Below are 15,812 nucleotides of genomic sequence, written 5' to 3'. Positions count from 1 at the left end.
TTCGCGCCCCCCTCTGTCCTGCCGGACATCTCCCCCACGAGGGGGGAGATTGGCAGCCCCGGCCACCCAACTCTTCTTGCAACGTTGGCGATTGGCGAAAGCCCGCATGACGTCCAATCTCCCCCCTCGTGGGGGAGATGTCCGGCAGGACAGAGGGGGGCGCTGTCCCGCCGACAGTACCAGTTTCGCACCCTCACATCGCGTCACCCGCAGCATCCAACCCCCCAAATGTCCCAAATTTACCTTGCCGCCAACAGGGGCTTCCCCTGTGCGGCCAGCGGATGTAAGGTCATGTTAGTAATTCGTTAAGTACCGAGTTGGGGTGTGAGTAAAAGGAGTTCGAGCATGAACTTCAAGGGCTTGCTCAAGCGTGCTGAAGACGTAGACAAGGCATTCCAGGAACTGCAGGTCGATCTGGCGGATGCGCTGGATTCAGATCTCGTCGCCGAGGGCCAGGCGCCGCCAAAGAGCGACACTGTCGCGGATGCCTCGGATCAGGCGGCAGGACCCGACGACGCGCCGCCCGAGGCGAATGCGGCAAATCCGGATAGTGCGGACACCACGGATGATGCGGGCAGTCCCGAAACCGCGCCACGGCTGACGCCCCATACCCAGACGCGGCTGGCTGCGTTGAGTGCCTTTGAAGGGCTCTTCCACGACGCCAGGGACTATCTGGACGAGATCAACGGCAAGCTGTCGGAGATCGCGACCTCACACCATTTGACGCGCGAATTCCTCAACATCCTGCACAACGACATTCTTCGCGCCAACGAGTTCGAGCTTGCCAATGCGGGCCTCGGCGCGGAACAGAGAACGCTGTCGGAAAAGCTGCACGACGCGGTGAGAAAGCTGCGCGAGCGTGAGGGCGCTTTCGAAGCGCTGCAACAGCGCGAGACAAGCCTGGTTCAGGACAGGGAGGCGCTTCGCGCAGCGCTTGCCGCGGTAAGGCTGGAGCTTGTGGAGACAGCCAATGCGAGCGCAAAACGCGACGCGGAGTTCGGCGACATCGCCAAGCGGCTGACCGCCAGAACGGTCGAGGCCAACAGGCGCTTGCGCGAGAGCAAGATGCTGCGCGAAAAGCATGTCAGCCTGTCCATCGATCTCGACAAGGCGCTGAAGCGGGAATCCCAGGCGCGCCACAGGCTCGACGAGCTCTCGACGATCCATGCCAGCGAAGCAGCGCGGCTGGCCGAACTGCTGGCCGCGCTGGGCAAGAGCGAGAAAGAGGAGATGCGGCTGCAGAAGTCGCTCGAGGCCGCACAGGCGAAGCTGTCGGAAGCAAGCGAAGCGGCCCGCATGATGGAAGGCGACAGGGAAGCCGAACTGTCTCGCAGCCAGACGGAAATGCGCGGTCTGCGTTCGGAGGTCCAGGACCTGCAATCGCGACTGGAGCAGGCGTCGACCGAGAACAGCGAGGCCGCCGGCGAAATCGCCAGGCTCAAGACCGAACTGAACGACGCGCTGGCCGAAAAGAAAATCGCCGACGAAAGATTGTCCGCTCTCACCCATGAGAACGAAAACGACAAGATGAGCCTTTCCAGATTGAACGCCGATCTTTCGCAGCTCACGCTGCAACAGGCATCGGAGCAGATACAGCTCGATGTCCAGAGGCAGGAATGCGACGACCTCAGGGCCGAAATCGAGTCACTCAATGCCCGGGTCAAGGAATTGCTGCCCTACGAGCGGCTGCACAAGGCCACCAATGGCAGACCGCGCGAGAGCGGCGTGGTCGAGATTGCCGGCGTGGTGGCGGAGAAGGCACGGGAAACGGGCAGGCGACGCATCCGCAGGAACCTCCGCGCGGCGACTTAAACCGTGCAGGCTCTCCGCGTCGGAGAACCCGCGAGGGAGGCCGGCACCGCATCCGGAGAGTAAGCCAATGGGCACCGGCCAAGGCGGATCGACAGGTCCACCGCGAGAGGCAAGGTAGCGAGCCTCAACACCGCATGGCATTGGTGCGATCACGGAAGGTGCCAGCGGCAATTCCCTGGCCTCTGATTCGAACCATGCGGCGGCCCGCCAACAAGCAAGCCACGAACGCATACGGGAAGCGATCGTGTGGCTCCCGTTTTATGCATGTCGTTGACCCAAAACCGCTGCGCACTTTTGGGCGACATGCATCAGTCGATCGGCTCGTGCTGGTAAAGCTCGTCCATGGAGAGTGATGCCAGGGCGCCGAACGGTGCCTGCTTTTTCACGCGGCCGCCGCTCAGGATCACCACGTCGTCGCAGAACGAGATGGTGCTGTGATGGTGGCTGATGACGATGGTCGTGCGGCGGCCGGCTCTCGACTTCAGGGTCTCGACGATGGCCGCTTCCGACAGCCCGTCCACCGCATTGGTGGCTTCGTCCAGGATGAGGAGATCGGGATCGCGCACCAGGGCCCTGGCCAACGCTATCCGCTGCCTCTGTCCCGCCGAGAGATTGACACCCCTGTAGCCAACCAGCGTCTCGTAACCCTGAGGCAGCCGTTCGATGAATTCATGCGCTTCGGCCAGTCTTGCGGCGCCCTCGGCGTCGCCGGCGGTGGCCGCGTCCTGGCCGTAGGTTATGTTTTCAAAAATGGTGCCGTCGACCAGTTCCAGCTCCTGGCTGGCCAGTGCGATGTGCCGTCGCCACTGGCTGGCATCGATCCAGTCGAGCGGTGATCCGTCGACGAGAATCCTGCCGGTGTCCGGTTCCACGAAGCGGCACAGGAGATTGACGATGGTCGTCTTGCCGGCGCCCGAGCGGCCGATCAGCGCCGTCGAGCGGCCGCTGCCGATTTCGAACGTCGCCGCATGCAGCACCACTTCACGCCGGTCCGTGCCGGAATAGGTGAACGTCACATCATCGAACTTGATGCCCTGGCGCAGACCGTGGAACGGCCCATCGCCTCGCGGCGGTTGCGGCTTGCCGGCGGGATCCAGCAGCCATGTCACCTCTTCGAGCGATCCGCTCAGGCCTTGCAGCTGGCTCCACGACCCTTGCAGGGCCCGCATATGCGGCTGCAGCCTGTAGAGCAGTATGACGAACGCGATGATCAGCGGGAAACTCACCTGCGCCAGCCAGGCGCCGATCACCACCGCCAGGAACAGCATGGCGTGGAGAACCTCCGTCAGCGGCGGCAGCGCTCCCTGACGAACGAGCAGGACGAAAGAGGCGCGGCGAACCGCATCGGAGGCTGTGTCGAATATCGCCTTCTCCCGGTTCTCCTGTCCGAAGATGCGGATCAGCCGTCCGGCATGCACAAGGTGAAGCATCTGCGAGGCGAGGTGGCCGTTGCGCGAAGCGACGCTACGGCTGGGCTCCTTCAGATTGGCCGAGAGGATGGCGTGCGCGATCTGGACGAGCGCCAGTCCGAGCGTGACCAGCAGCGTCATGCGCCACGAAAGCAGGAGCAGGAAAGCCAAGAGGATGATGGCGGCCGATGCGCTGACGATGGCCGACAGCATGATCTGGATCGCATCGGATGCCCGCCAGGATTCGTTGGAGATGATGTTGAGCAGGCGTCCCGGACTCTGCCGCAGGAAGAACGGGTAGCCGACGCGCAAGAGCTGCTCCGACAGGGCGCTACGGATCGAATGACTTGCCTTGCCGGAGATGAAGGTCGTCAGCAGCGTGTTGGCGAAGGCGAAGACGTTCTTCAGGACGATCGAGCCGAGGATGGCGAGCGAGATGACGACAAGCCGGTCGCGTTCGCTCAAGCCCGATCCGACGTGCTGGAGGACAGCGGAGAAGCCGGCCATTCCCGCCGCGTCCCCGTGTCCCATGATGATGCCCAGCAACGGGATGATCAGGCCGATGCCGAACCCTTCGAGGACGGCGCTGACCAGGCCGAGAACCACCACGGCCGGAAGCAGGCGCAGTTGCCGCTTTCCGAACGCCCGGAACAGCATCGGCAGGCTTGGCGGTAGCAATGGCATTATAGCGTTTCACCTCACCTGGGCATTGGCTTGTTGATCTTGCCGCACTGGCTCAGCCTGCGGCCGTCTCGCCAGCAGGAGAACCGCGAACCTGGCCGCACCGAGCAAATTCATGGCGACGATCGGCCAGTGCGACAGGTTGAGTTCACGGTCGAACGCAGGCCCACCTGTCAATTCCCGCAAAGCCCCTCGTGCGGCCCAGTAGAAATGGCGAAGCAGCCAGGGCGCATGGCGAACATGCTTCAGGCAGAGCCCGCCATTGCCCAGGCTGTAGTCGCGGTGGAGCTTTTCGATGGCTTTGCGATCCCGCCGGCCGTGATGATGGAATATCGTCATGTCAGGCACATACTCGACCGGGATGCCGAGCAGCATCGCCCGCACGAGGTAATCGGTATCCTCGGCAGACCGCAATGGTCCCCCGGCGCCGAAGCGTTCGTCGAAATAGCCGATGCTGGCCGCGACATCGCGGTGCATCGTCATGTTGCAGCCCAGCACAAAACCGCCGGGGTGGACATCCGGTGTCAGCCGCTCGCGCACCCACGACCGCTTGATGGTGAACGGCAAATCCCTGGGATCGCCAAGCTCGACACGGCCTCCCCGGATGAGCCATTTTTCCCCGGACGCATAGTGCCGCTCCAGATCGCGCAAATAGTCGCAATGGACCGCGCAATCATCATCGACGAAGACCAGCACACGGCCGCGCGCGCGCCTCAGCCCGGCGTTGCGGGCAGCCGCCAATCCGGGGCGCGGCTCGCAAACGGGCGTGAATGGAATGTCCGACATAGCGGCGATGCTGGCCAGGCGCTCGGCCGTGCGGTCGCTCGAACCGTTGTCGACGACCACGAGTTCGGCCGCAAAACCGGCATGTGCGCGGCACGCGGCCTGCACCGACTTGATGCAGGCATCGAGCACGGCGACGCGGTTGCGCGTGCAGATGATGAAGCTGACTTCCGGCGCCGATCGTTCCGGGCGGGGACCGGCCGGGGCAGGGCCAAGCGCCGTCGAACGATCGCGCTGCAGGGGTTGGTTGGCTTTGACGGTCATCCCTCAGCCCGCCTGATAAGGTGCCAAAACCGCCGCGGCGGGCGCGGACTTGAAGAAGTATGCCATGGCGTCCGCTTGCCTGCTGGCCGACAGCGAGGCAAGGCTGAGCCAGGGCGCCCAGGCGCCAGGCCGCAGCGCATATTGCTCGCGGCGCCGGATGACGTTCCACTTCGCGGTCCGCGTCAGCAATTCATGCGTCAGCGGGGGCTGCTTTTCGTCGGCGACGAGCTGGTAGAGGAAATAGAACAGGTTCAGCGCGCCGGCCTCGAAACTCGGCCGTATCGCGGCCGGCAGCGAGCAAATCTCCTCCTCCAGCGCGACGATGAAGTTGGCCGCACGGGTAACCGTGTCGTGGCTGACCACGTCGCCAATGTCGCGCAGGTCCCGCGTGGCTTGCGCCAGGCCCTCGCGCTCGAGGTTCTCGGCCACGATCCGCAAATGCGTCCTGCGCATCTCCTTGACGTGCCGGCTGGTCACGCTTGCCTGATGGACGCGGTAGACGACCAGGTTTTCGGGCATCATGGCTGCCGGGTAACGGCCGGCCAGCCGCCTGAAAAGATCGAAATCCTCGGCGTGCCTGTAGGTCTGGTCGTAGTGGAGAACGCCGTCGTTGACGACCTTCCTGTTGTAGACGACCGTCGGGTGCATGAAGATCGTGAAGAACATCGCCAGTATGGGGATGCGGCCGAACTGGAACACCGGATCGGGCTTGCCCCTGGCGATGCGGCCGCGGATCAACATATCGACGCCGGCGCCGCAGAAGCCGAGTTCGGGCCGCCGCTCGAACAGCGCCACCTGGCGCGATAAGCGCCAGGGATAGGCGACGTCGTCGGCATCCATCCGCGCGACCAGTTCGCCCCGGGCGACCGCCAGCCCTTCGTTGAGCGTCGCGACGAGGCCACGGTTTTCGCGCGAGATAATCGAGATGCGGCTGTCGGCCGCCCGGTGGCGTTCGAGGATCTCGAGCGAATTGTCGGTCGACCCGTCATCGATCGCGATGATCTCCAGGCGGCCGTAATCCTGCCGCAGGATGCTTCCCAGTGCGGCGGCGAGATAGGGTCCGGCATTGTAGACCGGCAACAGGACGGAGACGAGTGGCGCGGCGGTCATCGTCTTGCATCCGTTCGCTGGAGGTCGAGCGATGGCGTGCGGCCATCGGGCGATCCGCCAGCCGCCCTTGGGAGCCAGCCGCCACGGCCGGCCTGCGCGGCGTGGGCGCGCGCGACATAGGGGAAGTGGCGCTTGAGGCTGTTGAGCGGCCTTTCGAAAACCACCCAGGAAATCGAGGCCGCGACAATCGTGGCGGCGCCCGCAACCAGGAACCGCCCCGGCCCTTGCTCCGAGACATTGAGCGGAATCCAGGGCTGCGATTTGACGGCGAGCGACAGCAATATCGGGTGATACAGATAGACGCCGTAGCTGATGCGGCCGAGACCAAGCAGCGGCGGCAGGTCAAGAAGCTTGCCGATTGTGCCGCCAAGGCCGCGCGAACAGGCGGCGACGATGACCATCAGCGGCACCAGGGGCAGGACTTGCCGCACCAGCCAATGGGCCCATTCCAGCATCGGATCGGCAGGCGCGGGGACAAACCACTCGATGACAAGGAATGCGGCCGCGAAGGCAGGCCAGCTGAGCTGCATCCAGTGCGGCAGGGCCGCACCCCTGGACCGCCAGCAGGCAAGCAGCGCGCCCGTCGCCAGCGCATCCATGGATGCCGGCGGCAGCAGGTCGCGCGCCAGCGCCGGGGTGGCGGTGACCGGCCAATAGAAGCGATAGGCCAGCGACAGCGCGATGACGCCTATACAGATTTGTTCGAAGCGGCGGCGTGGGGCCAGCAGGACGACCAGCGGCCAGGCAAGATAGAACTGCTCCTCGATACTCAGGCTCCAGAAATGGCACAGCACCCAAGGGTTCCAGTCATTGCGCAGCGCATACCAGAAGTTCGAGAGATAAAGCGCATGCCAGAGCAGCGATCCCCTGGACTGCTCCAGGTCGACCAGCCAGACGAAACCCAGCACGGCAAAATAGGGCGGGAATATCCGCAGCGCCCGCCTGATGTAGAAGGATCGCAGCGCAGGGCCGGTTTCAAATTCGGCGGCCGAACGCGCTTCCAGGAGCAGGCGCGTGATCAGGAAGCCGCTCAGCACGAAGAACAGCCGCACGCCGATATGACCCCAGAAGGAAGATCCCCCCGCCGCGAAGAAATGGGAGTACATCACCATCGTCACGGCGATGGCCCTCAGTGCATCCAGTTGGATGTCGCGGGCGTTTCCCATCAGCGGCTTCCGCCGGCGTGATGTCCGCGACGAAGCCGCCAGCCGGCCGTTTCGAGCGGCAGGCCAAGGCGGACGAGACTCGCCAGGGCGCCGGCACCGTCAAACCCCCGCTTTGCGAGTCCTATCGGGCCGAGTCCGATCGGGCCGGGCTCGAAATCGACGGACGGACAGCTCAAGTTGGTCAACCTGGCGGAATCCTCCACGGCGTATGTCCAGTCGCAAACGAGTCCCCCAGGAGATCGTTCGGCTACGGCATTGTGCGGCGCAACACAAAAAATCTACCCGGCTGAAATACTTATGTGAGCAAACGCTAAAAGTTGATAAAACCGGCCGGTTCTCGCCATTTTTGGCGAGTTTCCGCAGAATTTAAATCCTATGATTTAAGATGTGCCGACATTCCCGCCTTGGTTGATTGAGGAGATCTCTTGGCTTGAAAGCCTAGTTCTTTGTTAAATCACGAGAAATTTCGGAATCTATATTTTGGCTATATGGATTCGGTCCTGGTTCCGCGGAGAAATGAGTTGGAACCATTGGCTTTGCGCGGTGCAGCATGGTCGCCGTTTTTTCGTCGGTTGCCGCACGCAACGCCCGTCACTCGGCTGAGCGGGCCTCTGCTGTGGGCCGCCAACCCGTCACACCGCCTCAAACACCACCATCTGTTCAAGCCCGCCACCCCGCCGGTTTTCCAGCGTCACGGTGCCGCCGTAGCGCTCGATGATTTCCTTGGCGATGGCGAGGCCGAGACCAGCGCCCGGGATGGATTGCAGGCGGCCTGGGTCGACGCGGAAGAAGGGCTCGAACGCCTTGTTCAAGAGCTCCGGCGGAATGCCGGGCCCGTGGTCCGAAATGGTCAGCACGGCGCGATTGTTGGCCACGGCAAGGTCGATGCGGCATGCCTTGCCATGGGTGGCGGCGTTGACGATCAGATTGCGGAGCGCCCGGCGCAGGCCGAGCGCGCCGGCCCGCACGCAAACCTTGTCCAGGTGCCCGATGGAGACGGGATGGCCGAGCGACACCATCTCGCCTTCGATGTCGCGCACCGTCTTTTCCAGGTCGACCGGTTCGACGGCGTCCTGGTTGACCTCTTCGCGCACCAGGCGGATGGCGCTGTCGGCGATGCGGTCGAGCTCGTCGAGGTCGTGAAGCCATTTGTCGCGCTCGTCGTCGAGGAACTCGGCGCGCAGCCGCATGCGCGTCATCGGCGTGCGCAGATCATGGCCGGCGGCGGCGACCAGCCGCATGCGGCTTTCCATGGCGGTTCTCAGCCGCGACGAGAGCTGGTTCAGCGCATGCGCGGTGGCCTTGACCTCGGCCGAACCCACTTCCGGCACCGCCGCTAGCACGCCATCCGATCCGATCTTGGAGACGGCGGTCTCCAACATCTCCAGCGGCCGGATCAGCACCGAGGTGAAATAGACCGACACCGCCGTGGCGCCGGCGACGATCAGCGAGATCCAGCCGGCCAGAATCAGCCATTCGCGCCGTGGCGGATCGATGTGGGGAACCTCCACGATCGCCCAGCGATTGTCGGGCAGGCGCACCGATGCAAGCTGGCCGGGTTCGTCCGACTTGTCGCTGACGACAGCCAGGACGTCGAAACCCCGGCGGCGCAAGACGTCGTTGAGCATCGCGGTTTCCGGACGAGCCACCTTGCCCCCGGCCGGGTGGTCGGTGAGCTGCACTTGCAGGACGTCCGGGATCGGGCCGGGCAGCAGCCGCATCACCAGCTCCATCTGCTGGGCGACCCAGGGCACGGTCAGTTCCGGCGGCGGCCCACCGCCGCGCACGCTGATGACGGCGGCCGTCGCCAGGCCGACGACGCCGACGATCGAGGCGACCAGCAGCAGGATGAGGCGGCGGCGCAGCGAGTTCACGCGTGGCTCTCCACCGTGTCGACGCGCGCGGTGAGCTGGTAGCCGCCATTGCGCACCGTCTTGAACAGCGGCCCGTCGCCGGTATCGGTGAATTTGCGGCGCAGCCGGCTCACCAGCACATCGACCGAGCGTTCGAGCGGGTCGCGCTCGCGGCCTTGCGTCAGGTCGAGAAGCTGGTCGCGCGACAGAAGCCTGCCGGGGCGGTCGAGAAACACCTGCAAAAGGTCGAATTCAGCGCCGGTGAGGTCGACGGCGACGCCCTGCGCGTCCGTCACCTTGCGGGTGTCCGGTTCCAGCCTGTAGCTGGCGAAGCGATAGATACGGGCGCGCGGCGGTGCCGGCGCCTCCTCGGGCGTCGAGCGCCTGAGCACGGCGCGGATGCGGGCAATGAGCTCGCGCGGGTTGAACGGCTTGCCGAGATAGTCGTCGGCACCGAGCTCCAGGCCGATGATGCGGTCGACATCTTCCTTCAGCGCCGTCAGCAGGATGACCGGGATGTGCGGCTTGCGGTCACGCAAGCCCCGGCAGATATCGAGGCCGGATCCGTCCGGCAGCATGACGTCGAGCACGATCAGGTCGAACTGACCCACGCCCAGCCGCTGCTCGCATTCGCGCCGGTCCGCCGCCGCCGTGACGCGAAAGCCCTGGCTGTCGAGATAGCGCTGGAGAAGCGTCCTGATCTCGCGGTCGTCGTCGACGACGAGGATATGGGGTTGTGACTGCATCAATCGTGCCCTTGCCTTGGCCGCGATTATAGGGAGAGCCGCGCCCATGCGGCATGGAAAATTGCAACTGAATGTTTCCGGTGGCCTGAGGGAAACATTCGGAAACAAATTGCCCTTTTGCGGAAACCTTCGGCAACACGCCGACGCGAAGCGGACAAACAGGCTTCCTATCCTCATGGTCGTCCGATGCATGAGAGAAAGGAACACCGTCATGCGAAGCAGACTTCTTGCGCTCGGCCTGTTTTCCGTCGCCGCAATCCACCCCGTGCTGGCGGCACAGCCCGATCCGGGCCCCGGCGAGCCCCCGGTCATGGCAATGCAGGATGGACCCGGTCCGCATGGACCGATGCGGCATGGTCCTCAGGGTTTTGGCCCGCAAGCTTTTGGGCCTGAAGGCTTTGGTCCCCGCCGTATGGGGCCGCCGCCGGAATTCATGCTCGCCGCCCGGCTGGCCGCGCTCGAAACCCGTGTCGGCATCCGCAGCGAACAGCTCGATGCCTGGCGCGACTACACCAGCGCGCTGCAGGCCGTGCTGACACCGCCACGGCCCGATCGCGGCCCTGGTGGTACGGGCGGTCCTGGCGGTCCTGAAGCGAAAGACCCTGATGCAGCAGGCCCGGGCGGCAAGTCCGATCCCTTCGCCTTCCAGGAAAAGCTGGCCGACGACGTCACGGCCCGCGCGGTTTCGGCCGGCAAACTGAAGGAGGCGATCGCGGCACTGCGTGCCAAGCTGACGCCCGAACAGCTCGAAATCCTTGCTTCGGCGGAACGTCCCCACGGACCACCCCCCGGTCCCTGGGGCGGTCCGCCGGATGATGCAGCCGGCCCCAGAGGCCTGCCCAACGATGGCAGCCCGCCGCCGCCCCAGCCCGGGAACGGCTGATAACTCTGACCGGCTGCGCCGGCCGGCCCGGTACCCAACCCGTTCTCGGGCCGGCCGGTTTCTTCTGGGATGGCGGGCCGCCATCCCAGTTCAAATCATGCCCAATTCAAATCACCAATGGAAAGCACGACAATGTGGGAAGCCATGATGCTGCTGCGGCTGCTCGCGTCCGCCAGCCCGAGATTGTCGCTCGGCCATGCCGGACGCGGCCTACCGCTGTCCAGACGCGGTCTTCCGCTGTCCGGACGCGGCCTACCGCTGTCCGGTCGCGGCTTGCCGCTGGCTCTGCCGGCCGACACGCTGAAGGGCGCGATCCGCCTGAGCTTCGCCGCCTGGCGCCTGTCGCTTCCGTTTGCGGAGCCGCTCAACAACCAAGGACATCATGACCGCAAGATCGCGTAAGGCTCGGGACCGCGCAGGACTCTGGATCGCGCAGGACTCGGGCAAGACGCTTGGCATGTCCTCGTTGATCGGCATAATGATGTTGGTGGGCATCGCGGCCAGCTACTCGACCTTCGAGCAGCTCCGGCCGCCGAGAAGGAGCGCGACATGAGCCGCTTCGAACCATTGCTCGTCGCCGCCCGCGGACCGGCGCGGCCTACCATCAAGATATCGGTCGGCATGCTTCGACCAAGCGGTCGATTGCCCGCGCACGCAACTCCAGCGAAAGATCATTCAGTCCATGTCTATCCAGTCTAGCCCGTCTCCGCAGCCGGCACTCCGTCTGGCGCCCTGGGCCGCGATGTTCGCTGCCACCCTTTTGCTGGCCGCCTGTTCACAGGAGAACGGCGCTCCCGCCGGCATGGGCGCGGCAGGTAAGCCGGAAGTCGGCGTCGTCACCCTGCATCCGCAATCGGTCGCGATCACAGCCGAACTGTCAGGGCGCACGGCGGCCTCGCTGGTTGCCGAGGTGCGCCCGCAGGTGAACGGCATCATCCAGCAGCGCCTGTTCAAGGAGGGCAGCGAGGTGGCGGCGGGACAGCCGCTCTACCTCATCGATCCGGCAAGCTACAAGGCGGCCTATGACAGCGCGGTCGCGGCCCAGCAGAAGGCGGAAGCGGCGGTGCCCACGGCGCAGGCCAAGTTCGACCGCTATGCCGGCCTGTTGAAGCAGAACGTTGTTTCCAAACAGGATTATGACGATGCCGCCGCTACGCTCGCACAGGCGCAAGCCGATGTCGCCTCGGCCAAGGCCAGCGCCGAGACGGCACGCATCAGCCTCGACCGCACCTCGATCACCGCGCCGATCGCCGGCCGCATCGACAAGTCCACGCTGACGCCCGGCGCGCTGGTGACCGCCAACCAGGACACGGTGCTGACCACCATCCGCGCGCTCGATCCGATCAATGTCGATGTCACGCAGTCGAGCACCAATCTGCTCAATCTGCGCCAGGCCATCTCGGAAGGGCGGCTGAAGTTCAGCGGCCCCAATGTCAGCGTCAAGCTGAAGCTCGAGAACGGCACCATATACACGCAGACCGGCAAGATGGAATTCGCCGGCGCCAATGTCGACCAGACCACCGGCACCTTCGCGCTCAGGGCCGAATTCCCCAACCCCGACCGCCTGCTTTTGCCCGGCATGTATGTGCGGGCGCTGGTCGAGGAGGGCGTCGCCCAGAACAGCTTCCTGGTGCCGCAGCGCGCCGTCAGCCGCAACACCAAGGGTGAGGCCACCGCCATGGTCATCAATGCGCAGGGCAAGGTCGAGACGCGCGTGCTCGCGGTGCGCAACAGCGTCGGCAACAACTGGCTGGTGGATTCCGGTGTCGGCGACGACGACCGTGTCATCGTCGAAGGCATGCAGCTGGTGCGCCCCGGCGGTGATGCGACGGGCGTCGAAGTGACGATCGACGAGACGACCGGCGAGGTCAAGGACCGCGGGCAGGGCACTTCGGCCGCACCAGCCGCGTCCAATGCGGCCAAACCGGCGCCTGCCGCCGCGACCGGGAACTAAGGCGATGTCCGTATTCTTCATAAACCGGCCGATCTTCGCCTGGGTGATCGCCATCGTGATCATGCTGGGCGGCCTCCTGGCGCTCACCTCGCTGCCGATCTCGCAATATCCGCAGATCGCGCCGACCACGGTCAATATCAGCGCCACCTATCCGGGCGCCGATGCGCAGACGGTGGAAAATTCGGTGACCAAGGTCATCGAGCAAGGCATGACCGGCATCGACAATCTCGACTACATGACGGCGACGTCGACCTCGACCGGTTCGGCCTCGATCACGCTGACCTTCACCACATCAGCCGATCCCGATACCGCCCAGGTGCAGACGCAAAACAAGCTGCAACTGGTGCAGTCGCAGCTGCCGCAGGTGGTGCAGAGCAACGGCATCACCGTCTCCAAATCCTCGACCGGCTTCCTGATGGTCATCGGCTTCGTCTCGACCGACGGCAAGATGAACTCGACCGATCTCGCCGACTATGTCGACGCCACCGTCAACGACACGCTGAAGCGCGTCGAAGGCGTGGGCTCGACGCAGCTGTTCGGCTCCGGCTATGCCATGCGCATCTGGCTCGACCCCGACAAGCTCGCCAAATATGCCCTGATGCCGAGCGACGTGGCCTCGGCGATCGAGGCGCAGAACACGCAGGTTTCGGCCGGCCAGCTCGGCGGCCTGCCGGCGCGCAAGGGCCAGCAGCTCAATGCAACGGTGACTGCCAAGAGCCGGCTGCAGACCGCCGAACAGTTCCGCAACATCATCCTGAAGAGCCAGACGGACGGCTCGCTGGTGCGCCTCAACGACGTCGCCACCGTCGAACTCGGCGCCGAAAGCTATACGACGCAGGCCAATTACAACGGCAAGCCGGCGGCCGGCGTCGCCGTCAACCTGGCGACCGGCGCCAACGCCATCAACACCGCCGAGGCGGTGCGTTCGACGATCGCCCGGCTGAGCTCGACCTTCCCGCAAGGGGTCGAGGTCGTCTATCCCTACGACACCTCGCCCTTCGTGCGGCTGTCGATCGAGGAAGTGGTCAAGACGCTGGCCGAAGCGATCGTGCTGGTATTCCTGGTGATGTTCATCTTCCTGCAGAATTTGCGCGCCACCATCATCCCGACCATCGCCGTGCCGGTGGTGCTGCTCGGCACGTTCGGCGTGCTGTCGCTGTTCGGCTATTCCGTCAACACGCTGACCATGTTCGCCATGGTGCTCGCCATCGGCCTTTTGGTCGACGACGCCATCGTCGTCGTCGAGAATGTCGAACGCGTGATGCAGGAAGAGGGCCTGTCGCCGAAGGAGGCGACGCGCAAGTCGATGCATGAAATCACCGGCGCGCTGATCGGCATCGCCACCGTGCTTTCGGCCGTGTTCGTGCCGATGGCCTTCTTCGGCGGCTCGACCGGCATCATCTACCGGCAATTCTCAGTGACCATCGTCTCGGCGATGGTGCTGTCGGTGCTGGTAGCACTCGTGCTGACGCCGGCACTGTGCGCCACCATCCTGCGGCCGCCCAAGGACCATGCGACGCAGACCGGTCCGTTCGGCTGGTTCAACCGGGTCTTCGATCGCGGTACGCTTGCCTATCGCGACGGCTCGCACGGCATCATCAACCGGTCCTGGCGCTTCCTCGTCGTGTTCCTCGCCATCGTCGTTGCCGTGGGCTGGATGTTTGCCCGGCTGCCGAGTTCGTTCCTGCCGGAAGAGGACCAGGGCATCCTGATCACCAGCGTGCAGCTGCCGGTCGGCGCGACGCAGGACCGCACCGAGCGCGTGCTGGCGCAAGTCACCGACCACTATCTCGGCCAAGAGAAGGACGCCGTCGACGGGGTGTTCACCGCCTCCGGCTTCGGCTTCGGCGGCGCCGGGCAGAATGTCGGCATCGCTTTCGTGCGGCTGAAGGATTTCGGCCTGCGCAAATCGCCGGCCATGGCTGCGCAGGCGATCGCTGGCCGCGCCATGGGCGCCTTCTCCAAGATCAGGGACGCGCAGGTCTTCGCGCTTGCGCCTCCCGCCATCCAGGGGTTCGGCAACACCAACGGCTTCGACTTCTACCTGCAGGACGTCAACGGCGCCGGCCATGACGCGCTGATCCAGACGCGTAACCAGCTTCTGGCCCTGGCCGGGCAGAGCAAGGTGCTCGCCAACACCCGCCCCAACGGGCAGGAAGACCAGCCGCAATTCTCGGTCGATATCGACCAGGAAAAGGCAAGCGCGCTCGGCGTCAGCCTGGCCGACATCAACAACACGCTGTCGACCGCCTGGGGCAGCGACTATGTCAATGATTTCATCGATCGCGGACGGGTGAAGCCGGTCTATCTGCAGTCGGACCCGAACTTCCGCATGCAGCCGGAGGACCTGGACAAATGGCAGGTCCGCAATGCCAGCGGCGCCATGGTGCCGTTCTCGGCCTTCGCCTCCAGCCACTGGACATTCGGTTCGCCCAGGCTGGAGCGCTACAATGGTTCGGCGGCGGTCGAGATCCAGGGCGCGGCGGCCACGGGCGTCAGCTCGGGTGCCGCCATGGACGAGATCGACAAGCTTGTGGCGCAACTGCCCGCCGGTTACTCCCACGAATGGACCGGCCTGTCGCACCAGGAGAAGCTTTCCGGCAATCAGGCGCTGTCGCTCTATGCGATCTCGGCACTTGTCGTGTTCTTGTGCCTGGCCGCGCTTTATGAGAGCTGGTCGATCCCGTTCGCGGTCATGCTCTCGGTGCCGATCGGCATCTTCGGCGCGCTGCTGGCGGCGAGTCTCTTCGGCCAGTCCAACGACGTCTATTTCAAGGTCGGCCTTTTGACCACGATCGGTCTCGCCGCCAAGAACGCCATCCTCATCGTCGAGTTCGCCATCGAGCGGCAGACCGCCGGCATGGGGCTTGTCGAGGCGACGCTGGAGGCCGCGCGACAGCGGCTGCGACCGATCCTGATGACGTCGCTGGCCTTCATCCTCGGTGTGTTGCCACTTGCGATTGCCAGCGGTGCGGGCTCCGGCGCGCAGAACTCCGTCGGCATCGGCGTGATGGGCGGCATGATCGCGGCGACCGTGATCGGCGTGTTCCTGGTGCCGCTGCTGTTCGTCACGGTGCGGCGCATCTTCAAGGGCAGGGCGGCCAAACCAGATACGGGCGAGACGCCGGTGACGGCCAACCAGCAATAAGGA

11 protein-coding genes are annotated in these 15,812 nt (G+C 64.8%); 5 read left to right on the top strand and 6 right to left on the bottom strand.

From position 1 onward, the window contains the following. Positions 1-345: 345 nt before the first annotated feature. Positions 346-1,812 (top strand): hypothetical protein, encoded by a 1,467-nt coding sequence (locus EJ076_RS26200; RefSeq protein WP_126069794.1) that lies wholly within the window; start codon positions 346-348, stop codon positions 1,810-1,812. 308 nt (positions 1,813-2,120) lie between these two features. Here the strand turns inward: EJ076_RS26200 and EJ076_RS26195 are convergent, their stop codons facing one another. From EJ076_RS26195 to EJ076_RS26170, 6 genes are all read right to left on the bottom strand, one after another. Beyond that, positions 2,121-3,905 carry an ABC transporter ATP-binding protein gene (locus EJ076_RS26195; protein WP_126069793.1) on the bottom strand — a complete coding sequence of 595 codons (1,785 nt, stop codon included), beginning with the start codon at positions 3,903-3,905 and terminating at the stop codon, positions 2,121-2,123. A 9-nt stretch (positions 3,906-3,914) separates the two neighbouring features. Continuing rightward, the gene (locus tag EJ076_RS26190; protein WP_126069792.1) at positions 3,915-4,949 is read right to left on the bottom strand and encodes a glycosyltransferase; all 1,035 of its coding nucleotides are present in this window, start codon (positions 4,947-4,949) and stop codon (positions 3,915-3,917) included. 3 nt (positions 4,950-4,952) lie between these two features. Then, positions 4,953-6,059 (bottom strand): glycosyltransferase family A protein, encoded by a 1,107-nt coding sequence (locus tag EJ076_RS26185; protein ID WP_126069791.1) that lies wholly within the window; start codon positions 6,057-6,059, stop codon positions 4,953-4,955. Beyond that, a complete protein-coding gene (locus EJ076_RS26180; RefSeq protein WP_126069790.1) occupies positions 6,056-7,225 on the bottom strand; it encodes an acyltransferase in 1,170 nt (389 codons plus the stop codon). The genes EJ076_RS26185 and EJ076_RS26180 overlap by 4 nt, the downstream gene beginning before the upstream one ends. A gap of 632 nt (positions 7,226-7,857) precedes the next feature. After that, a complete protein-coding gene (locus tag EJ076_RS26175; protein ID WP_126069789.1) occupies positions 7,858-9,099 on the bottom strand; it encodes an ATP-binding protein in 1,242 nt (413 codons plus the stop codon). Then, on the bottom strand, positions 9,096-9,824 hold the full coding sequence (locus tag EJ076_RS26170; RefSeq protein WP_109660662.1) for a response regulator: 729 nt from the start codon (positions 9,822-9,824) through the stop codon (positions 9,096-9,098). Before EJ076_RS26170 ends, EJ076_RS26175 begins: the two co-directional genes overlap by 4 nt. 211 nt (positions 9,825-10,035) lie before the next feature. Here EJ076_RS26170 and EJ076_RS26165 point away from each other — a divergent pair, with 211 nt between their 5' ends. The 4 genes from EJ076_RS26165 to EJ076_RS26150 all read left to right on the top strand — a co-directional run bounded on the left by EJ076_RS26165 (position 10,036) and on the right by EJ076_RS26150 (position 15,809). Continuing rightward, the gene (locus EJ076_RS26165; protein WP_126069788.1) at positions 10,036-10,707 is read left to right on the top strand and encodes a hypothetical protein; all 672 of its coding nucleotides are present in this window, start codon (positions 10,036-10,038) and stop codon (positions 10,705-10,707) included. Positions 10,708-10,839: 132 nt separating this feature from the next. Continuing rightward, complete coding sequence (locus EJ076_RS26160) at positions 10,840-11,109, top strand: hypothetical protein (protein WP_126069787.1); 270 nt, start codon at positions 10,840-10,842, stop codon at positions 11,107-11,109. A gap of 340 nt (positions 11,110-11,449) precedes the next feature. Beyond that, a complete protein-coding gene (locus EJ076_RS26155; protein ID WP_245462883.1) occupies positions 11,450-12,661 on the top strand; it encodes an efflux RND transporter periplasmic adaptor subunit in 1,212 nt (403 codons plus the stop codon). Between the two features lie 4 nt (positions 12,662-12,665). Then, positions 12,666-15,809, top strand: coding sequence for an efflux RND transporter permease subunit (locus EJ076_RS26150; protein ID WP_126069786.1), 3,144 nt, complete (start codon positions 12,666-12,668; stop codon positions 15,807-15,809). Positions 15,810-15,812: the final 3 nt, after the last annotated feature.

Origin of the sequence: Mesorhizobium sp. M7D.F.Ca.US.005.01.1.1 (assembly GCF_003952545.1) — a bacterium.
GTDB classification, from domain to species: Bacteria; Pseudomonadota; Alphaproteobacteria; order Rhizobiales; family Rhizobiaceae; genus Mesorhizobium; species Mesorhizobium loti.
The sequence above is the reverse complement of the archived record's forward strand: the minus strand, read 5'-3'. Positions and strand labels throughout refer to the sequence as shown.